The 20,131-nt window shown below is 69.5% G+C and carries 22 protein-coding genes; 3 read left to right on the forward strand and 19 right to left on the reverse strand.

The window, feature by feature from the left end:
- Window positions 1-22 precede the first annotated feature (22 nt).
- Genes BN977_RS01095 through BN977_RS01125 form a run of 7 tightly spaced genes read right to left on the reverse strand, consistent with a single transcriptional unit; the run spans window position 23 to window position 6,128 of the window.
- Window positions 23-790 (reverse strand): sulfite exporter TauE/SafE family protein, encoded by a 768-nt coding sequence (locus BN977_RS01095; RefSeq protein ID WP_036395806.1) that lies wholly within the window; start codon window positions 788-790, stop codon window positions 23-25.
- A 40-nt stretch (window positions 791-830) separates the two neighbouring features.
- Window positions 831-2,261 carry a ribosome biogenesis GTPase Der gene (gene der, locus BN977_RS01100; protein WP_036395809.1) on the reverse strand — a complete coding sequence of 477 codons (1,431 nt, stop codon included), beginning with the start codon at window positions 2,259-2,261 and terminating at the stop codon, window positions 831-833.
- Complete coding sequence (cmk, locus tag BN977_RS01105; protein WP_024449674.1) at window positions 2,258-2,944, reverse strand: (d)CMP kinase; 687 nt, start codon at window positions 2,942-2,944, stop codon at window positions 2,258-2,260. Before cmk ends, der begins: the two co-directional genes overlap by 4 nt.
- Window positions 2,941-3,684, reverse strand: coding sequence for a pseudouridine synthase (locus BN977_RS01110; RefSeq protein WP_024449673.1), 744 nt, complete (start codon window positions 3,682-3,684; stop codon window positions 2,941-2,943). The genes cmk and BN977_RS01110 overlap by 4 nt, the downstream gene beginning before the upstream one ends.
- Before the next feature lies 1 nt (window position 3,685).
- Window positions 3,686-4,438 (reverse strand): SMC-Scp complex subunit ScpB, encoded by a 753-nt coding sequence (gene scpB, locus BN977_RS01115; RefSeq protein ID WP_024449672.1) that lies wholly within the window; start codon window positions 4,436-4,438, stop codon window positions 3,686-3,688.
- Complete coding sequence (locus BN977_RS01120) at window positions 4,435-5,250, reverse strand: segregation/condensation protein A (protein WP_024449671.1); 816 nt, start codon at window positions 5,248-5,250, stop codon at window positions 4,435-4,437. The genes scpB and BN977_RS01120 overlap by 4 nt, the downstream gene beginning before the upstream one ends.
- Window positions 5,247-6,128 (reverse strand): ParA family protein, encoded by an 882-nt coding sequence (locus BN977_RS01125; protein WP_024449670.1) that lies wholly within the window; start codon window positions 6,126-6,128, stop codon window positions 5,247-5,249. Before BN977_RS01125 ends, BN977_RS01120 begins: the two co-directional genes overlap by 4 nt.
- 89 nt (window positions 6,129-6,217) lie before the next feature.
- Here BN977_RS01125 and BN977_RS01130 point away from each other — a divergent pair, with 89 nt between their 5' ends.
- Window positions 6,218-6,967 (forward strand): O-methyltransferase, encoded by a 750-nt coding sequence (locus tag BN977_RS01130; RefSeq protein WP_036395813.1) that lies wholly within the window; start codon window positions 6,218-6,220, stop codon window positions 6,965-6,967.
- On the opposite strand, the gene xerD is transcribed toward BN977_RS01130, so the two are convergent.
- From xerD to BN977_RS01160, 6 genes are all read right to left on the reverse strand, one after another.
- A complete protein-coding gene (gene xerD, locus BN977_RS01135) occupies window positions 6,964-7,911 on the reverse strand; it encodes a site-specific tyrosine recombinase XerD (protein ID WP_036395817.1) in 948 nt (315 codons plus the stop codon). The two genes, BN977_RS01130 and xerD, sit on opposite strands and share 4 nt — an antisense overlap.
- A complete protein-coding gene (locus BN977_RS01140) occupies window positions 7,908-8,528 on the reverse strand; it encodes an NUDIX domain-containing protein (RefSeq protein WP_024449667.1) in 621 nt (206 codons plus the stop codon). Before BN977_RS01140 ends, xerD begins: the two co-directional genes overlap by 4 nt.
- A complete protein-coding gene (locus BN977_RS01145) occupies window positions 8,521-10,254 on the reverse strand; it encodes a CTP synthase (RefSeq protein WP_036395821.1) in 1,734 nt (577 codons plus the stop codon). The genes BN977_RS01140 and BN977_RS01145 overlap by 8 nt, the downstream gene beginning before the upstream one ends.
- 134 nt (window positions 10,255-10,388) lie before the next feature.
- On the reverse strand, window positions 10,389-11,321 hold the full coding sequence (locus BN977_RS01150; RefSeq protein ID WP_024449665.1) for a copper transporter: 933 nt from the start codon (window positions 11,319-11,321) through the stop codon (window positions 10,389-10,391).
- A 22-nt stretch (window positions 11,322-11,343) separates the two neighbouring features.
- Complete coding sequence (steA, locus tag BN977_RS01155; protein WP_024449664.1) at window positions 11,344-12,528, reverse strand: putative cytokinetic ring protein SteA; 1,185 nt, start codon at window positions 12,526-12,528, stop codon at window positions 11,344-11,346.
- 100 nt (window positions 12,529-12,628) lie between these two features.
- Window positions 12,629-13,150, reverse strand: a complete 522-nt coding sequence (locus BN977_RS01160) for a CGNR zinc finger domain-containing protein (protein WP_024449663.1) — start codon at window positions 13,148-13,150, stop codon at window positions 12,629-12,631.
- A 111-nt stretch (window positions 13,151-13,261) separates the two neighbouring features.
- Between BN977_RS01160 and BN977_RS01165 the strand changes: the two genes are divergently transcribed.
- Both BN977_RS01165 and BN977_RS01170 read left to right on the forward strand, forming a co-directional pair.
- Window positions 13,262-13,711: a VOC family protein gene (locus BN977_RS01165; protein ID WP_024449662.1), complete on the forward strand. Its 450-nt coding sequence runs from the start codon at window positions 13,262-13,264 to the stop codon at window positions 13,709-13,711.
- 9 nt (window positions 13,712-13,720) lie between these two features.
- A complete protein-coding gene (locus BN977_RS01170) occupies window positions 13,721-14,557 on the forward strand; it encodes a pyridoxamine 5'-phosphate oxidase family protein (protein ID WP_051560947.1) in 837 nt (278 codons plus the stop codon).
- Here BN977_RS01170 and recN read toward each other — a convergent pair.
- From recN to BN977_RS01200, 6 genes are read right to left on the reverse strand one after another with little or no spacing between them, the layout of a single operon-like run.
- Window positions 14,554-16,308, reverse strand: coding sequence for a DNA repair protein RecN (gene recN, locus BN977_RS01175; RefSeq protein ID WP_036395823.1), 1,755 nt, complete (start codon window positions 16,306-16,308; stop codon window positions 14,554-14,556). The genes BN977_RS01170 and recN overlap by 4 nt on opposite strands.
- Window positions 16,308-17,231, reverse strand: a complete 924-nt coding sequence (locus BN977_RS01180; RefSeq protein WP_024449659.1) for an NAD kinase — start codon at window positions 17,229-17,231, stop codon at window positions 16,308-16,310. Before BN977_RS01180 ends, recN begins: the two co-directional genes overlap by 1 nt.
- Entirely contained in the window at window positions 17,228-18,034 is an 807-nt protein-coding gene (locus tag BN977_RS01185) for a TlyA family RNA methyltransferase (RefSeq protein WP_036395825.1), read from the reverse strand. The genes BN977_RS01180 and BN977_RS01185 overlap by 4 nt, the downstream gene beginning before the upstream one ends.
- A 4-nt stretch (window positions 18,035-18,038) precedes the next feature.
- Window positions 18,039-18,242: a hypothetical protein gene (locus BN977_RS01190; protein WP_024449657.1), complete on the reverse strand. Its 204-nt coding sequence runs from the start codon at window positions 18,240-18,242 to the stop codon at window positions 18,039-18,041.
- Window positions 18,243-18,269: 27 nt separating this feature from the next.
- Window positions 18,270-19,274 carry an HAD-IIA family hydrolase gene (locus BN977_RS01195; protein WP_036395827.1) on the reverse strand — a complete coding sequence of 335 codons (1,005 nt, stop codon included), beginning with the start codon at window positions 19,272-19,274 and terminating at the stop codon, window positions 18,270-18,272.
- Between the two features lies 1 nt (window position 19,275).
- Window positions 19,276-20,064: a tetratricopeptide repeat protein gene (locus tag BN977_RS01200; RefSeq protein WP_084172366.1), complete on the reverse strand. Its 789-nt coding sequence runs from the start codon at window positions 20,062-20,064 to the stop codon at window positions 19,276-19,278.
- Window positions 20,065-20,131 lie beyond the last annotated feature (67 nt).

Here is a 20,131-nt window from a genome sequence, read left to right on the forward strand (position 1 = left end):
TACTAACAAGCCGTCGGCCAGATTACACCGACAACAATCGGTACAGCCCGATCAGTCCCACCACCACGATCACCGCGCGCAGCGCATTGGGCGACAGCCGCCGCCCGTAGTGGGCGCCCAGGAAGCCACCCAGTAGCGACCCGACCGCGATCAGTCCGGCGGCCGCCCAGCTGATCCGATCGAACGCCACCAGCGTGTAGGCCACTGCCGCAACCACATTGACCAGCAGCGAGAGCAGGTTCTTGGCCGCGTTCATCCGCTGCATCGACTCGGGCAGCAGCGCACCCATCGCACCGACCAGCAGAATGCCCTGCGCGGCCGTGAAGTACCCGCCGTAGATCCCGACGGCGAAGGTGGCCAGCACCAGCGCGGCCATCCGCCGTGCGGAGATGTGCTCGGCCGACTGGCCGGTCTCCTCGGCCCGGCGGCGCGCCCAGGACTGGATGCGCGGACCGATCACCACCAGGATCAGCGCGCCGATCAGCAGCACCGGCACGATCTGGGTGAACACCTTCTCCGGCAGATGCAGCAGCAGCCACGCCCCCAACCCGGCACCGACCAGCGAGGCCGGGATCTGCCAGCGCAGCCGGTCCCATTGCCCGCGCAGCTCGCGGCGGTACCCCCAGGTCCCCGACACCCCGCCGGCCACCAGCCCGACGGCGTTCGACATCGTCGAGGTGACCGGCGGATAGCCCAGCGCGACCAACGTCGGGAAGGTGATCAGCGTTCCGGAACCGACGACCGCGTTGATCGCACCGGCACCCACCCCGGCCAGCGCGATGAGCACCATGTGCGTAACAGACACTCGGGCAACCCTACCCAGGGCGCCGTCAGCGACGTTTGACCGGACCGCGTTTCTCCCGGACCCGCACGTTGATCCGCACCGGGCTGCCCTCGAAGCCGAACGTCTCGCGCAGCTTGCGCTCCAGGAACCGGCGATACCCGGCCTCCAGGAAGCCGGTGGTGAACAACACGAACGTCGGCGGGCGGGTGGCCGCCTGGGTCGCGAACAGGATCCGCGGCTGCTTACCGCCGCGCACCGGCGGCGGCGTGGCCGCCACGATCTCCTTGATGAAGGTGTTGAGCCGGCCGGTCGGAATGCGGGTGTCCCACGAGGCCAGCGACTTCTCCAGGGCCGGAACCAGTTTCTGCACCGCACGGCCCGTGGTGGCCGAGATGTTCACCCGCGGTGCCCACTGCACCTGCACCAGCTCGCGGTCGATCTCCCGGTCCAGCAGATACCGGCGATCCTCGTCGACCAGGTCCCACTTGTTGAACACCAGCACCAGCGCCCGGCCCGCCTCGATCACCATCGACAGCACCCGCAGGTCCTGTTCGGTGATGGGCTGCGATCCGTCGATGAGCACCATGACCACCTCGGCGGCGTCGATGGCGCTGTGAGTGCGCACCGAGGCGTAGAACTCGTGCCCGCTGGCCTGGCCGACCTTGCGCCGTAGGCCCGCGGTGTCGACGAAACGCCAAGGCTTGCCGTCCAATTCGATCAACGAGTCCACCGGGTCGACGGTGGTACCCGCCTGGTCGTGCACCACCGAGCGCTCGTCACCGGCCAGCCGGTTCAGCAGCGAACTCTTGCCGACGTTGGGTTTGCCGACCAGCGCGACGCGGCGCGGACCGCCGGGCCCACCGCGCACCTCCGAGATCTCGGGCAGGTCGGCGGTCACCAGATCCAGCAGGTCGGCCACCCCCCGCCCGTGCATGGCGCTGATCGGGTGCGGCTCCCCCAACCCGAGTGACCACAGCGCGGCCGCCTCGGCCTCGGTGCGGTCGTTGTCGACCTTGTTCGCCGCCAGGTATACCGGTTTGCCGGAGCGCTGCAGCCGTTTGGCCGCCGCCTCGTCGGCCGTGGTCGCCCCGACCACGGCATCGACGACCATGATGATCGCGTCCGCGGTCTGCATCGCCACCGACGCCTGTTCGGCCACCTTCTGCTGCAGCCCCTTGGCGTCGGGTTCCCAGCCTCCGGTGTCCTGCACCACGAAGCGCCGGCCCAGCCAGTTGGCGTCATAGGACACTCGGTCCCGGGTGACCCCCGGAACGTCCTGCACGACAGCCTCGCGCCGGCCCAGGATGCGGTTCACCAGTGTCGATTTGCCGACGTTGGGCCGGCCGACGACGGCGATCACCGGGGGCGGCGCGGCGGCCTCGGCTGCACCGGTCTCGTCGTCGGCGAAGCCGATGTCCCAGTCACTCTCGTCGGACCAGGTGCCATCCGATGGCGAACCGGATTCGATGTCGGTCATTTGTAGGCCCCGGCCCGCTGCACCACCAGATCGGCCAGATGGGTGACCACCTCGGACTCGGTCATCGCGCTGGTGTCGACGACCAGCGCGTCGTCGGCGGCCCGCAGCGGCGACACCGCGCGGGTGGAGTCCAGGTGGTCGCGCCGCTGCACGTCGGCGAGCACCGCGTCGTAGTCGTCGGGCAGGCCGTTGGCGACGTTCTGCGCGTTGCGCCGGCGGGCCCGCTCCTGCGCGGAGGCCGTCAAGAAGATCTTCACGTCGGCGTCGGGCAGCACCACCGTGCCGATATCGCGGCCCTCGACCACCACGGCCCCCTCACCGGCGGCCAGCTCGCGCTGCAACTGCACCAGCCGCGCCCGCACCGCCGGAATCGCCGAGACCGCCGACACCGCCGCGGTCACCTCGTCGCCACGGATCTCGGCCGAAACGTCTTCGCCGGCAAGGAAAGCCGTGTCGTAGTCGGGGTCGTACCCCACGGCCAGCTCGGCCTCGTCGGCCACCTCGGCCACCGCGTCGGCGTCGGCGAGGTCGACTCCGGCGCGCAGCACCGCCAGGGTGACAATCCGGTACATGGCCCCGGTGTTCAGGTAGCGGGCATTCAGCGCGTGCGCCAAACCCCTTGACACCGAAGACTTTCCGGTACCCGCGGGCCCGTCCAGGGCCACCGTCAGCGCCTCACTCACATCCCCACCGCCTTGTACAACTCACCGATCTCCTTGCGGGTCAACACCCGGATACTGCCCGGCCGCATCTCCCCCAGATTCACCGATCCGATATCGGTGCGCACCAACGCCTGCACCGGGAAACCGACCGCCGCCAGCAGTCGGCGCACGATCCGCTTGCGTCCTTCATGCAGGGTCACCCGCACCAGCGTCTTGCCGGGCAGGGTGTCGACCACCGCGAAGTCGTCCACATGGGCCGGGCCGTCGTCGAGTTCCACCCCGTCCTTGAGCTTGCGGCCCAGTCCGCGCGGGACGCTGCCCAGCACGGTCGCGACGTAGGTCTTGGGCACCTCGTAGGAGGGGTGCATCAGCCGGTGCGCCAGCTCACCGTCATTGGTGAGGATCAGCAGTCCCTCGGTGTCGGCGTCCAGCCGGCCGACGTGGAACAGGTGCTTGTTGCCCCGCACCCGGTGCTCCACCAGGTCGCCGACGCAGGGTCGGCCCCTGTCGTCGGACATGGTGGAGTGCATTCCGCGTTCCTTGTTGATCGCCAGGTACATCAGGTCGTCGTTCAGTTGGATGCGGGTGCCGTCCACCCGGATCTCGGCGTTCTCCGGGTCGACCCGGGTGCCCAGCTCGGTGACGATCCGGCCGTCCACCTCCACCCGGCCGTCGGTGATCATCCGCTCGGCGACGCGGCGCGAGGCAACCCCGGCCTGCGACAGCACCTTCTGCAGTCGCACGCCTTCTGGCTCGGTCATATCAGTCCTTGTCCACATCGATCGCCGGCGGCGCCTCAGGCGCATTACCGGTCGCGTCCAGCTTCGCGAATCTCGGCTCGTCGCTGAGGTTTTCGCTGAGATCGTCGATCACATCGACATCGGGCAGCAGCGGCGCGATATCGGGCAGATCGGCGAGCGAGGACAACCCGAGCCGCTCCAGGAACAGCTCGGTGGTCGCGAAAGTCACTGCCCCGCTGTCGGCATCGGTGCCGGCCTCGATGATCAGGCCGCGTGCCAGCAGCGTGCGCATCACGGCATCGACGTTGACGCCGCGCACCGCACTGACCCGGGCCCGGGTCACCGGCTGGCGATAGGCCACCACCGCCAAAGTCTCCAGCGCCGCCCTGGTCAGCTTGGAGCGGGCGCCGTCGAGCAGCAACCGTTCCACATACGGGGCGTACCGGGCGCGGGTGTACATCCGCCAGCCACCACCGGCCTCGCGGAGGTCGATCCCGCTGTCGCGGGCGGTCAGGTCGGCGGCCAGCTGCCGCAGCGTGGCCTCGACCCGTTCGGCGGACTGATCCACCGCCGCGGCCAGCGCATCCACCGACGCCGGGGCGTCCACCACCAGCAGCAGGGCCTCCAGCACCGCGAGCAGTTCGGCATCGTCGAGCGCGAGGTCTGCGTCGGTCGCGAGGTCGTCGAGGGTGACGTCGCTGTCGAGTTCGGACGGTTCGGCGACCTCGGTGCCCAGATCGACACGCGTTTCGGTGTCGGTCATGTCGTCGGTCATTGGTCTTCTTCCACTGCGGCGGCGAGGTGTTCGTTGGTAGGCCGATCCCCGGTCCACGAAACCTGGAGCACACCAAGCGGTTCTGGTTGCTCGAATGTTACCGCCCTGGCCCGGTAGAGCTCCAATAGCGCCAGGAAGCTGCCCACGATCTGCATCACGTCACACCCCGCGACCAGCTCACCGAAGGACGACCACCCGCCGACCCCGCGCTGCTCCAGCAGCCCCATCAGCCGCATCGCCTGCTCGGGCACCGACACCGGCTGGACGTGCAGGTGGTCCAGCCGCACCGTCGGCACCGGCCGCGGGGTGAACGCGGACGCGGCGATCTCGGCGAACCGCAACGCGTCCACACCCAGGGTGACCTCGGGTAACAGTTCCTCGAAGCGGGGTTCCAAGGCCACCGAGCGGGGATAGCTGCGCAGGGCGGCGGCCTCCAGCTCGGCGAACATCTCGGCCACGTGCTTGAACGCCCGGTACTGCAGCAGCCGCGCGAACAGCAGGTCGCGCACCTCCAGCAGGGCCAGGTCCTCCTCGTCCTGCACCTCACCGGCCGGCAGCAGTCGCGCCGCTTTCAGGTCCAGCAATGTGGCGGCAATCACCAGGAACGCCGTCGTCTCGTCCAGCTCCAGCTGGCGGCCGATCTCCTTCGTGTAGGCGATGAAGTCGTCGGTCACCCGGTGCAGGGCAACCTCGGTGACATCCATGCGATGGGCGAAGATCAACTGCAGCAGCAGGTCGAAGGGACCCTCGAAATTGCTGAGCCGGACCTGGAAACCCGTCTGCGCGGTGGCCGGCTCGGGTTCGGCGCTCACGAACCGAACCGGTGGATGACCTCGCGAGCCAACGACCGATACGCTTGGGCGCCACCGGATTTCGGCGCCCACGAGGTGATGGGCTCGCCCGCGACGCTGGTCTCCGGGAAGCGCACCGTGCGGGTGATGACGGTGTCGAACACCAGGTCCCCGAACCGTTCCACCACCCGCGCCATCACCTCGCGCGCGTTCACGGTGCGGGGGTCATACCGGGTCACCAGGATGCCGCTGATGTCGAGTTTCGGGTTCAGCCGGTCGCGCACCTTGTCGACGGTGTCGGTGAGCAGTGCCAGCCCCCGCAGCGAGAAGAACTCGCATTCGGTCGGGATGATCACCCCGTCGGCGCAGGCCAGGCCGTTGACCGTGAGCAGGCCGAGCGAGGGCTGGCAGTCGATCAGCACATAGTCGTAGCGGTCGAGCACCGGGTAGAGCGCGCGGGCCAGCGACTGCTCCCGACCCACCTCGTTGACCAGCTGGATCTCCGCCGCCGACAGGTCGATATTGCTGGGCACCAGGTCCAGCCCGCTGACCCGGGTCTTGATGAGCACCTGGTCGATCGACACCCGCGGCTCGACCAGCAGGTTGTGCACGGTGTGTTCCAGCTCGTAATGCGGCACCCCGAGTCCGGCCGACAGGGCGCCCTGCGGGTCCAGGTCCACCAGCAGCACCCGCCGGCCGTACTCGGCCAGGCTGGCACCCAGGTTGATGGTCGAGGTGGTCTTGCCGACGCCGCCCTTCTGGTTGCACATCGCGATCACCTTGGCGGGGCCGTGGCTGGTGCGCGGGGCCGGTTCGGGGATGTCGCGGGGCGGCCGGCCGGTGAGGCCCACCTCGGGCTGGGGTTCGATTCCGAGGTGGAGGCTGCCGTCGTCGCTCATGCGGCCCCTTCCTCCTCGGCGAACATCGCAGCAGAGTCTAGCCGTGGAGATGGGCCTGACACGGCAGACCCGCTGGGTAAGGTCGCGATATGGGTCTCACACGGCGTGCCCCTTTCCTGCGCTGGTCGTTCGTGCGGATGGCCTGGGGCTCCCGCAACATCAGCAAAACCGGTCAGATCGGCGATGGGCGGGAGGCAGCGGCCGCCGAATACGTGTTGCGCGAGTCGCGTCGCGGGGACGTCGACGACGTGCTGGCCGCCATCGACCGGTTCGCCTACGAGCAGTCGTTCCTCATCAACGTCGGCGATGAGAAGGGCCTGCTGCTCGACGCCGCAGTCCAGCGCGCCAACCCGGCGGTCGCGCTCGAATTGGGCACCTACTGCGGGTACAGCGCCCTGCGCATCGCCCGCGCCGCCCCGGCCGCGCGGGTGTTCTCCGTGGAGCTGTCCGCGGCCAATGCCGACATCGCCCGCCGGATCTGGGCGCACGCCGGCGTCGGTGATCGCCTGACCTGCGTGGTGGGCACCCTCGGCGACGGCGGCACCACCCTGGACACCCTGGGCTTCGCGCCGGGCTCCCTCGACTTCGTCTTCATCGACCACGCCAAGGCCGCCTACCTCACCGACCTGCAGAGCATCCTCGATCGCGGCTGGCTGCATTCCGGTTCGATCGTCGTCGCCGACAACGTCAAGCTGCCCGGTGCGCCGAAGTACCGGGCGTACATGAAGGAGCAGCAAGGCTCGTTGTGGGACACCGTGGAGCACCACACCCACGCCGAGTACCAGACCCTGCTGCCCGACCTGGTGCTGGAGTCCCGGTACCTCGGTGCGGCCGGCTAAAGAGCGCGCGGGTGCGCGCCCGCCCACACCTCACGTAACGCGTTGACCGTCACCAGCGTGTAGATCTGCGTGGTGGTCACCGAGGAGTGCCCCAGCAGTTCCTGCACGACGCGCACGTCCGCCCCGCCCTCGAGCAGATGGGTGGCGAACGAGTGCCGCATGGTGTGCGGTGACACCGCGGCGGTGATCCCGGCGTGCTCGGCGGCATCCTGCAACACCTGCCAGGCGCTCTGCCGGGACAGCCGGCCGCCGCGGGCGTTGAGGAAAATGGCCGGGGTACCCTTACCGCGCCGGGCCAGGTCGGGACGCCCCCGCACCAGGTAGGTGTCCAGGGCCGCGACGGCGGGCCGCCCGATCGGGACTAGCCGCTGCTTGCCGCCCTTACCCCGCAGCAGCACCGACCGCGATGTGGTGTCGACGTCGTCGATGTCCAGCCCGACGGCCTCGGAGATCCGGGCGCCGGTCGAGTACAGCACCTCAAGCAGTGCCCGGTTGCGCAGGCTCAGCGGCCCGTCGGAGTCGCGGTCGCCGCCGACGGCCTCCAACAACGCCACCACCTCGTCGACGGTCAGGCTCTTGGGCAGCCGGCGTGACGGGGTGGCCGGTTTGACCTCGCGGGCGACGTCGACGTCGACGATGCCCTCGGCGGTCAGGAACTTGTGCAGGCCACGCACGGCGACCAGCGCGCGGGCGGCCGACACCGCCGACAGCGCCGCCGCGCCGGTGTCCGGGTCGCCCTGGCGCAGCGCGACGAGGAAGTCGCTGACGTCGGACTCCGAGGCGTCACGCAGATCGGTGATCCCGCGCTCGGTGAGGTGTTCGGTGTAGCGGCGCAGGTCACGCCGATAGGAACTGATGGTGTTGGCTGCCACTCCCCGCTCGATGACCAGGTGATCGAGATAACCCCGCACCTGGTGTTCGACCGTGCCGACAGCCGTGGTCACGGGTGGCCTTGGCGGGCGGCGAAGGCACGTGGCCGGTCCGGCCACGGCGTGTCCACGGGACGCAGCCGGGACCGATCCGAGACGGTGTGCGCGGCCAGAATTCCGCCCACTGCAATGGAATTGACGATCTCGCCGTCGAGCACCCGCTGCACGGCGTCGGCCAGCGGCACCCATTCCAGGCGCAGGTCGGCCTCCTCGTCGTGCGCCTGCGGCCGGTCCACCTCGGTCAGCCCGGTGGCCAGGAACACGCGCACGCTCTCGTCGCTGAATCCGGGCGAGGAGTCCACGTCGACCAGCACGGCCCAGTGCCTGGCGGCCAGCCCGGCCTCCTCTTCCAGCTCACGGGCCGCGGTGAGCGCCGGCGGCTCACCGCCGAGGTCGAGCAGGCCGGCGGGCAGTTCCCAGAGCCGGCGACCGATGGGATGGCGGTACTGGTACACCAGCGCGATGTTGTCGTCGTCGTCGAGGGCGACGACGGCCACCGCGCCGTAGTGCTCCACCACCTCACGGCGCGCACTGCCCCCGCCGGGCATCCGCACCTCGTCGGCGCGCAGGGCGAGAATCTTGCCGACGTAGACGGTTTCGGATTCGAGCGTGTCGAAGTCGTGCTCAGCCACGGTGTGCGGGTTCGGCGTGTTCGGCCACCAGTTCGCCCAAGGGAAGCCGCTCCCCCGCCTTGTACTGCAGCGCCGCGCCGATGAACGCGGAGAACAGCGGGTGCGGCCGGGTGGGCCGGCTCTTGAGCTCGGGGTGGGCCTGGGTGCCGACCAGGAACGGGTGCACCTCGCGGTCGTACTCCACGAACTCCACCAGGTGCCCGTCCGGGGAGGTGCCGGAGAACTTCAATCCGCTCTCGGCGATGCGGTCCCGGTAGGCGTTGTTCACCTCGTAGCGGTGCCGGTGCCGCTCGGACACCTCGGTGGCGCCGTAGGCCTGCGCGACGATCGAACCCGACTCCAGCACGGCCGGATACGCGCCGAGGCGCATGGTGCCGCCGAGATCGGCCTCGCCGGAGACGGCGTCCAGCTGGTCGGCCATGGTGGAGATCACCGGGTCCGGGGTGTCGGGGTCGAACTCCGAGGAGCTGGCCTCGGTCAAGCCCACCGAGCGGGCGGCCTCGATCACGATGCACTGCAGGCCCAGGCACAGGCCCAGCACGGGCACCCCACGCCGGCGAGCGTAGCCGATGGCGCCGAGCTTGCCTTCGATACCGCGGATGCCGAAGCCGCCGGGGATCAGCACGCCGTGCACGTCGTCGAGCGCGGCGGCCGCACCGGGGTCGGTCTCGCAGTCGTCGGAGGGCACCCACCGGATCTCGACCTTGGCGTAGTGGGCGAAGCCACCGGCGCGCAGTGCCTCGGCCACCGACAGGTAGGCATCGGAGAGGTCGATGTACTTGCCCACCAGGGCGATTCGGACCGTCTCCCGCGGCTCGTGCACCCGCTGCAGCAGATCGTTCCACTGCGTCCAGTCGACATCACGGAACGGCAGGTTGAGCCGGCGCACCACATAGGCGTCGAGTTCCTCGCGGTGCAGCACCTTGGGGATGTCGTAGATCGACGGGGCGTCGGGGGTGGAGATCACGCCGTCGATGTCGACGTCGCACATCAGCGCGATCTTGTTCTTCAGCGGCTCGGGCACCTCACGGTCGCAGCGCAGGATGAGCGCGTCCGGGGAGATGCCGATGCTGCGCAGCGCGGCCACCGAGTGCTGGGTGGGCTTGGTCTTGAGCTCGCCGGAGGGCTTGAGGAACGGCACCAGCGACACGTGCAGGAAGAAGCAGTTGTCCCGGCCGACCTCGTGGCGGACCTGCCGGGCGGCCTCCAGGAACGGCAGCGATTCGATATCGCCGACGGTGCCGCCGATCTCGGTGATGACCACATCGGGGCGGTTGCCCTTGGCGTCGGCTTCGGCCATCGCCAGGATGCGGTGCTTGATCTCGTCGGTGATGTGCGGGATGACCTGCACGGTGTCGCCGAGGTACTCGCCGCGGCGTTCCTTGGCGATCACCGACGAATACACCTGGCCGGTGGTCACATTCGCCGACCCGGACAGGTCGCGGTCCAGGAACCGCTCGTAGTGCCCGACGTCGAGATCGGTCTCGGCACCGTCCTCGGTGACGAACACCTCACCGTGCTGGAACGGATTCATGGTGCCCGGGTCGACGTTGAGATACGGGTCGAGCTTCTGCATGGTCACCTGCAAACCGCGAGCGGTGAGCAGCTGCCCGAGACTACTGGCCGTCAGGCCTTTACCGAGCGAAGAAGCAACGCCACCACTGACGAAAAGATGCTTCGTCGCGGTGTGCGGGTGCTTGCGTAACGGTTTCGCTTGGCCGGGCAAGGGCAACCTCCGTGGCGATGGGGCAAGGTAGCTGACTGCTACCTGGGGCCTGCCGACCCACGGAATCTCACCTTAACACCGACTCCGACAAGCTGTCGCTGGCGCGCCGGTGGAGGGCGATTACCGGCGTCGCGTCACTGCGGCACGGTCACCGAGGAGGCGCCCTGCCCGATGCCGAACTGCCCCGGCTTGCCGCCGCGCACCAGGTCGGCCAGCGCCAGCACGCTGGTGATCCGGCCGGACTGTGCGTCGACGTCGTCGACGGTGGTCACCGCGGAGGACAGCGCGGCGTCGGAACGGGTCACCGCCACCGCGGCGGTGCCGGTCGCCGAACCGTCACGCCCGGCCAGCACGGTGCCCGTGCCGTGCGGCGCCAAGGCGGCGGCGAAGCGGGCCACCGTCGAACCGCGGTTGCCCGCGTCGTCGCCGAGGTTGCCGCCGGTCACGATGAGCGCGGTGTTGGCCGCGCCGATGCGCTGGGCGTCGTAGGAGATGAAACCCGTCTCGCGCAGCGCGGCCAGCACGGTGTCGCGCTGATCGTCGGCCACCGCCGGCTCCCTGCCGGCCAGCAGTGCGATGCCGAGCAGATCACCGGCCTGCGAACCCTGGTCGACCGATTTGGTGGACAGCTGGCGGCCGGCCGGCAGGATGGGCGAGTTCACCACGGACAACAGCTTTTCCGAGGAGTTGGCGTCGACGAACTGCGGGGTCAGCGCGATGGTGCCGGTGACCGTCGCCCCGCCCTGGGTGGCCAGCCGGGTGACCGAGTCGACGTCGTCGTCGGCGGCATCCGGGGTGCGGAAGATGATTACCGACTTGCCGCCGAGGGTGTCGCGCAGGATTCTGGGTGCCATCAGGCTGTCGAATTCGCCTGCAGCTGCCAGCTTTTCGTTGAGTGCGTTCTTGTCGTCGGTCAGCGTGTTGATCTGCTGGTGCAGGTCGGCCTTGTCCTTGCGCAGCCCGGACAGCACGGTGTCCGAGAGCAGCCCGGATCCCAGCACCACACCGACGGCCAAGGCCAAGAACACCGCCGCCAGCGAAATCGCATGTGAGCGAAGTGAAATCATGCAGCACCCCTTGCCGGCACTATTAGGTCACCAAGCCCTGAACCCAGAGCAGGAAGCGGTTCCAGTAGTCGACCACCCAGTCGAGCACCACGGCGTCGGTGCGCGACACCCACAGCGCGACGATCACCGCGATCAGCATGGCCAGCACCAGCAGGGCGACGGCACCCCCGGAGATGCGGCTGCGGTACAGGGTGGCCACGGCCTTGGCGTCGACCAGCTTCTCCCCCACCTTGAGCCGGGTGAGGAACGTCGACGGGTTGCTCTGCTGCCGGGAGCGGTCGAAGAACTCCTCGATGGTGGCACTGTGCCCCGCGGTGACGATGAGCGCGGCGCCGTGGTGGTGGCACAGCAGCAGCGCCAGGTCGGCGGCCGACCCGGCGGCCGGGAAGGTCATCGCGCCGACGCCGAGGTCCTGGATCCGTTCCAGGCCGGGGGCGTGACCGTCGGCGTCGGCCGGCAGCACCACCTGGGCGCCGCACCGCAGCGCGTCGCTGCTGATGATCCCGGGATCCCCGACGATGAGCGCCGGCCGGTAGCCGGCCTTGCGCAGGATGTCGGCGCCGGTGCCCACACCGACCAGCACCGGCTGGTACTCCTTGATGAACGGCTTGAGCGCCTTGAGGTCGTCGGCGGCCGACGGGCCCTCGGCCACGACGACCACGTGCCTGCGGTCCATGTCGACGTCGATGTCGGGGATGCCCATCCCGTCGATCAGCAGCGGGCTTTCGCTGCGGATGAACTCGATGGTGTTGCCCGCGAAGGCTTCCAGATGAGCCACCAGCCCGCTCTTGGCTTCCACCATGAGCTCGTGGATTTCCAGGTCGTTGCGTTCGGTCCCGTGCGCGATCCTGCGGTCACCGGAGTAGACGCCGCCGTTGTTGACCCGGACCCGGGCGCCGTCCTTGACCTTCTTGAAGACCTCGGGCCCCGCTTCGTCGATCAGCACGATGCCGTTGGCCACCAACACCTCCGGGCCCAGGTTGGGGTAGCGGCCCGAGATGGACGGGGACGCGTTGACCACCGCGGACACTCCCGCCTCCACGAGCGCGTCGGCGGTGATCCGGTCCAGATCGAGGGCGTCGAGGACGACGACGTCCCCGGGCCCGACGCGGCGCAGAAGTCGGTCGATGTCGCGATCAACGCGGGCGGTACCGATGACGCCCGGCTTTGAGCTGGCATTACGGGATAGCAGCGCTGACATCTTCATGGGGCGATTCTGTCGGCCAACCCTCAAGTTGAGGTGGAGGCGCGCCGTAACACCAGCCCCACAAGTTTTCTTTTGTCACATCTGCAACAGCCAGAGCGTCTCAATCGCGTCTCGCCGCGTAATGCCGCGCTGCCTTGGCACGGTTGCCGCAGGTGGTCATCGAATGCCAGCGCCGGGTGCCGTTCTTCGACGTGTCGTAGAACCAGAGGATGCAGTGCGGGTGGTCACACTGCTTGATCCGCTGCGGCGACTCGGCGAGCAACCGCAACAGGTTGTCGGCGGCCAGCCAGCCGGCCAGCCACTGCGATTGCGGCACGTCGGGTTCGTCGTGCGGTCCCGTGTCGGTCAGCCGGCGCTTGATGCGCCCGCGCTCGAGCACCTCGTTCAGATCATCGGGCGCCCCACCCTGGACCGCACGCAGGACCGCCTCGCGGGTGCGCACCAACGCCGTGCGGGTGCGCTCATCGGCGCTGCAACGGTCGGCCAGGTCGTTGGTCTGCAGCCAGCACCGCAGCCCGGCCGTATCGGCCAACAGATCCCGCGGGCCCTCGGGTGACATCCAGCGGGTGTTCAACAGATCCAGCGCAAGGGGCTCGCCGACGTGCGGACGCGGATCGCGCATACCCCAGAGTATCGCACTAACCATCTAAATTGATTTAGATGGTTGACGGCGGGGGCCGAGTCTGCCTAACCTACAAATGAAACGTCAACGGTTACATCTTGGAGGTCCAGCATGACCACTGCCACCACCCCCGGACACGTCGGGCTCAACGTCACCGACCTGGAGCGCTCGGTCGAGTTCTACCGGCGAGCCTTGGGTTTCGAGCAGCTGGGCATCAGCACCGACGGGGAGCACCGGTACGCGTTCCTGGGTTATGACGGAACCCTGCGACTGACCCTGTGGCAGCAGAGCGACGGCGCGTTTTCCACAAAAACACCCGGCTTGCACCATCTTTCGTTCCAGGTCGACAACATCGACGAGGTCAGGACGGTGGAAGCCGCACTCAAGGAGCTGGGGGCGGCGTTCGCCCACGACGGTGTGGTGGCCCATCGCGAAGGCGCGGCCTCCGGCGGCATCTTCTTCACCGACCCCGACGGCATCCGGCTGGAGGTGTACACCCTCAGCGGGGTGGAGGCCGAACCGGCCCCGAGTGGTTCCGCGCCCACGTGCGGATTCTTCTGAGTCGCCGCCATGGCCGTGTACCACGCTGGTGAGATCGCCGTACAGCGCCGCATGGGACAACAGCAGATCGCCGATCGGGTCGGCCGGATGGTCCGCGCCGAAATACCCACGGCAGCAGCTGATTTCCTGGTCCAGCAGCCGATGGCCGTGGTCAGCGCGGTGGACGGCGAAGGCCGGGTGTGGACCGGCGTGATCACCGGTCCGCCCGGCTTCGTGCACGCAGCCGATCCGCGGACCATCGTGATCGCGGCGTCCCCCGCACCCGGCGATCCCCTGGCCGAGATCCTGACGCGTCCACAGCGGATCGGGATGATCGCCATCGAACCGCAAACCCGACGCCGGATGCGGGTCAACGGCACGGCCGTACCGACCGCGGACGGCCTGCGCATCCACACCGATCAGGTGTATTCGAACTGCCCGAAGTACATCACGCCCAGAACCGTGCCGGGCCTGCGCTCGGGCCCGACGGGTGCGCGGTGGGCGGCGGAGATCGACGCGCACACCCGCGACGTCCTCGGCGCCGCCGACACGTTCTTCGTCGGGTCGGCGGACACCGACGGCAATGCCGACGCCTCACACCGCGGCGGCGATCCGGGTTTCCTGCACGTCATGTCGCCGACCCGGCTGCGCTGGCCCGACTACCGCGGCAACTCGATGTTCATGACGCTGGGCAATATCGCCGTCAATCCGCACTGCGGACTGCTGATCCCGAATTGGCAGACCGGCTCGACCATCCAGCTGACCGGCACCGCCCGGATCGACTGGGATCACACCGAGGATGCCGCGGCCCAGTGCTGGATCGACCTCACGGTCACCGCGGTCGTCGAGCTGAGCGGGTCCGGTTAAGGGCTACTGCGCTCCTGTTGCGCGGCGTCCAACAGCTCACGTGCGTGCGCCCGACCGGTGTCGGTGTCGCCGAGACCGGCGAGCATCCGGGCCAATTCGGCCACCCGGTCATCCTCTTCCAGCCGCACCACCCGGCTGGACTTCGGCCCGCTCTCGACCACCAGGTGGGTGTCGGCGTAGGCGGCCACCTGCGGCAGGTGGGTGACGACGATGACCTGGTGGGTACGGGCCAGCCGGGCCAGCCGCCGCCCGATCTGCACCGCGGCACGGCCACCGACACCGGCGTCGACCTCGTCGAACACCATCGTGGTGCCGGCCGCCGACGCCGCGAGGACCACCTCCAGAGCCAACATCACCCTCGACAGCTCGCCGCCGGAAGCGCTCTTGGCCAACGGGAGCAGGTCGGTGCCGCGGTGCGCGGCGAAACCGAACTCGACGGCGTCGGCTCCGTCGTGACCGGCGTGCACGACGGTGCCGTTCGGCAGCGTCAACGGTGCGGAGTCGTCGGCGCGGGCCGGCAGCGGCGACACATTGATCCCGAAATCGGCCCCGCTCATGGCGAGCCCGGCAAGCTCGGCGGTAACCGCCTTGGCCAGGCCCTTGGCGGCCTTGGTCCTGGCCTTGGTGAGGTCGGCGGCCACCGTGACCAGCTTGGCCTGCAGCTCGTCGACCCTGGCGCGCAACCCGGCCAGCGCCTCCTCCGAGACGTCGAGCTGGGCCAACCGTTCCCGGGATTCCTTCGCCCAGGCCAGCACACCGTCGATATCGGCGGCATACTTGCGGGTCAGCCCCCGCAGTTCGGCCTGGCGCGCCAGCTTGCCTTCCAAGGTGCTTGCGTCACTGGGCAATTCGGCAAGATAGTCACCGAGTTCGGTGGAGACGTCACCGATCACCGCCACCGCTTCGGCCAGCCGGTCGCCCAGGGTGCGCAACGCCGAATCGTCGGTGCCCTGCAGCGCCGCCTTGGCCTGGGCCACCGCGGCGGCCGCCGACACCGATTCACCGGCGTCGTCGTCGGGCGCGCCGGCCAGCGCGGCGCGCGCGCCGGCCGCCGCCTCGCGCAGCGCGTCGAGTTCCGAGAGCCGGCGGATCTCGGCGACCAGCGCGTCGTCCTCACCGGGTTCCGGGGCCACCTCGTCGATCTCGTTGAGCCCGAAGGTCAACCGGTCCGATTCCAGGGCAAGTTCGCGCGCCCGCTGCGTGCGGTCGATCAGGTCCCGGCGGGCGGACAGCCACTCCTCGCGCACCGCACGATATTTGGCCAGCGGCGTGCTCACGTCGGCGAACCGGTCCAGCGCCGCCCGCTGCTCGTCGGGGCGCATCAGCCGCAGCTGATCGTTCTGGCCGTGCAGGGCCAGCAGTTCGTTGGTGAACGAGCTCAGCGATTTCGCGGGCACGCTGCGGCCGCCCAGGTACGCCCGTGACGGCCCGTCCCGGCTGACCGACCGGGCCGCGATGACGCTGTCGTCGTCATCGCGTTCGGCCCCGGACGAATCGAGGATCTCGTCGATCCGGCCGATCACCTCGGACTGCACATCGGTGGTGATGAAGCGCCCTTCGACCACGGCCCGTTCGGCGCCGGTGCGGACCCGGTTGGCGTCGGCGCGGGCGCCGCCGAGCAGGTGCAGTCCGGTGACCACCATGGTCTTACCGGCGCCGGTCTCCCCGGTGAGCACGGTCAGGCCCCGGTCGAACTCGGCGGTCGCGGTGCTGATCGCACCCAGCGACTCGATGCGGATCTCGGAGAGCACTACTGGCCACGCCATCCCGTGACGGGCAGGCGGAACTTGCGCACCAGTCGATCGGTGAAGGGCGCGCTGTCCAGCCGGATCCACTTCAGTGAGGTGCCGCAGCGGGTCACCTCCAGGCGTGCACCGGCGGGCACCACCATCTCGCGGCGTCCGTCGCAGAACACCATCGCGTCGTGTCCCCCGCCCTCCACTTCGATGGCGATCGCCGCGTCCGGGCTGGTGACCATCGGCCGGGCGAACAACGCGTGCGCATTGTTGGGCACCACCAGGATCGCCTCCAGGTCCGGCCACAGGATCGGGCCGCCGGCCGAGAAGGCGTATGCCGTCGACCCGGTGGGCGTCGCGACCAGCACCCCGTCGCAGCCGAAGGAGGACACCGGCCGGCCGTCGACCTCGAGCACGACGCCCAGGACGCCCAACCGCGGCCCCTTCTCCAAGCTGGCCTCGTTCAGCGCCCAACCGCGGTCCCGGATCTTGCCGCCCTCGCGGACCACCACGTCCAGCGTCATCCGATTCTCGACGCGGTAATTGCGGTTGATGACGTTCTCCAGAACACTGTCGAGCACCTCGGTCTCGGCTTCGGCCAGGAACCCGATGCGGCCCAGATTGATTCCCAGCACCGGGATCTCGACGTTGCGCGCGAGCTCGGCCGCCCGCAGGAACGTGCCGTCGCCACCCAGGGCGAGCACCACCTCGCAGCCTTCGGCGGCGCGCTCGTCGGGATCGACGACCTCGATGTCGATCCCGAGGGCGCGCATGTCGTCGGGATCGAGGTGCAGCGCACCCCGGTCGACGGCTTCGGCCGTCAGCACCCGCAGCCCGATGCCGTGGTCGCCGAGCACCTTCTCGACGCGGCGGGCGGTGTCGGTGGCTTCGTCGCGGCCGGTGTGCACGACCACCAGGACGGTGCGTTCGCTGGTCATTGCGGTCCTTCGTCGATGGCGCGGGCTATCGCGCGCTGGAGTGCGTCACCCTGCAGCGGGTGGTCGGTGGTTGCGCGCAACCAGAGGAAGAACTCGACGTTACCCGACGGGCCCGGCAGTGGGCTGGCCGTGACATCGACGGTATGCCAATGCAATTCGCCGGCCCGCTGGGCAACTCCGAGCACGGCGTCGGCGCGCAGCGCGGGATCGGACACCACCCCGCCGGCGCCCACCCGGTCCTTGCCGACCTCGAATTGCGGTTTCACCATCGGCACGATATCCGCGTCGGCCGACGCGCAGGCGGTCAGCGCGGGCAGCACGGTCGTCAGTGAGATGAAGGACAGATCGGCGACCACCAGGTCGACGACACCGCCGATGGCTTCGGGCGTCAGCTCCCGCACATTGGTGCGTTCCAGCACGGCCACCCGGTCGTCGGAGCGCACCGACCAGGCCAACTGGCCGTAACCGACATCGGCGGCGACGACGTGTGCTGCGCCGCGGTCCAGCAGCACCTCGGTGAAACCACCGGTTGACGCCCCGGCGTCCAGACAGCGCCGGCCTTGGACGGGAACCCCGAAGGCATCGAGTGCGCCGATCAACTTGTGCGCCCCGCGGGACACCCAGGTCCGTTCGACGGCGGTGACGGTAAGCGCGGCATCGACCGACACCGCGGTGGCCGGCTTGACGGCAGGCATCCCGTCGATGCGCACCAAGCCGGCGTCGATCAGCTCGGCCGCCTGCTGGCGCGATCGGGCCAGTCCGCGTCGCACCAGCTCGGCGTCCACCCGTGCCCGCCGTGTCATCGGTTCAATTCTCCGCGATCGCGTCGCCCTGCAGTATGCCGGAGCCTTCCACCGATTCCAGGGCGCGCACCAGCAGGTCGTGCGCCTGCTCGAGGCGCACGGCGACGGCCTCGATATCGGCCGGCTCGACATCGCCCGCTGTGGTGTCGGGCAGGCCGGCCAGCAGCTCCTCGATATCGGAGCGGATCTGCTCGGGATCGGTACTCATGTCAGGAGATCACGCTAGCCGATCCGGTCAGCTCAGCAGCGCCCAGCGTTGTAGTGCGGCACGGGCCGTGTCGTCACCTGGCGCGATCTCCAACCGGCCGTTGGCGCCACCGGCGGCCCACGCGGCGTGCGCCAGGGCGCGCACCACGCTCAGCTCATCGGTGGCCTGCGCGCCGGTCGCCCGGACCGTGAGCCTGGGCCCGTCACCGTCGACCCGCCAGGCCGGATGCGGTGCGATCCGCAGCGCCTGGCCGTCGGTGTGCAGTGACCGCAGGTCCGGGGCCACGAACACCGGGCGCTGCGCCGGGACGGCATGCACCATGTCCGCGGCGGTGTTCACGCCGGTGAGCACCATCAGGCTGGGCAGGCCGGCGGCATTGGCGCCTTCGATATCGGTGTCGAGGCGATCCCCGATCACCAGCGGCGCACCGAAGGTGCCGCGTGCCAGTGCGTCGTTGAGCAGGGTGGGGGCCGGCTTGCCGGCGACCTGGGGTTCCTGGTCGGTGGCCGATCGCAGCGCCGCGACCATGGAGCCGTTGCCCGGCAGCAGTCCCCGCTCGGACGGTAGCGTGCGGTCGACGTTGGCGGCCACCCAGATGGCGCCGGCGCGGATGGCCAGCGCGGCCTCGGCCAGATCGCTCCATCCGGTGGACGGGGAATGCCCCTGGACCACCGCGACGGGGTTCTCGGCCACCGTGCGGACCGGGCGCAGGCCCACGCCCGCGATCTCGGCGGCCAGCGAGTCGGTCCCGACGATCAGGACGGCAGCCCCGGCCGGCAATTGGGCGGCCAGTAGCCGCGCCGCGCTCTGGGCGCTGGTGACCACGTCGTCGGCTCCGGCGGCGAAGCCCAATTCGCGCAGATGGGCAGCGACCTCGGCCGCCGAACGGGAGGCGTTGTTGGTGACGAACAGTGCCCGCGGCCGCACCTCGGCCAGGCTTTCGACCGCTCCGGTGGTGGGTTCGTGACCGCGGAAGACGGTGCCGTCCAAATCCAGGAGCAGGCAGTCATGCTCCTGTACGAGCGTGGCCATCTCAGGTCAGCTCGGTGAGGCGCTCTTCGGCGTCGGTGACGCCGTCGACGTCGGCGGCTGCCGCGTTGATGAATGCCTGCACCGCGTCCTCGGTCCGGCCCAGCGCCAGCAGCGTCTCGGCGTACGCGTAGTACAGCCGGGCACTGGTCTGCCCGATTCTGGTCGGATCCAGCGGCGGGCTGGCCAGCACGGCCAGGGCTTGTTCGTGCTGTCCCAGGTCGGAGCGGGCGCCGGCCACCACGATGCGCAGCTCGTCGGCATCGTCACCGGTGAGCTTTTCGGCTTCGGGGGTGCGGGCCAGTTCGATGGCGCGCTCGGGCCGGCCGACACCGCGTTCGCAGTCGGCGATCAGCGGCAACAGCGAGGACTTGCTGCCCATCCGGCGGGCGGCGCGCAACTCGGCCAGGGCCTGCGCCCAGTCGCCGCAGTAGTAGGCGGCGATGCCGACGGCCTCTCGGACGGCGGCGATGCGTCCGGACCGGGCGCGGGCAGCGCGGGCATGGGCCAGTGCCGCCTCGGGATCGTCCTCGAGCAGTTCACCGGCCGCGACCAGATGCCGCGCCACCACGTCGGCGGTCGACTTGTCCAGCGTGATCAGCTCACTGCGGATCTCCGGCGACAACTGTTTGGCCTCGATCTCTTTCGGGATCGGCGGGCCGGAGGATCGCCGGGCGTCACTGTCGGAAGAGTCCTGCGGTGCGTTGGGACGGTCCCGGAAGTTCCGTCGTGGCCCGCCGTCGGTACGACGCGGACGCCGTTCACCGCTGCCACCCTGCCTGTCCTGCGCCACGCTGGCCTTCCTGGTCGATCACCTGTCCCGGAAAAGGATAGCCGGGTGCCGGCGAATCGCGACAGTC

The organism is Mycolicibacterium cosmeticum, from assembly GCF_000613185.1.
In the GTDB taxonomy this organism is placed as follows: Bacteria; Actinomycetota; Actinomycetes; order Mycobacteriales; family Mycobacteriaceae; genus Mycobacterium; species Mycobacterium cosmeticum.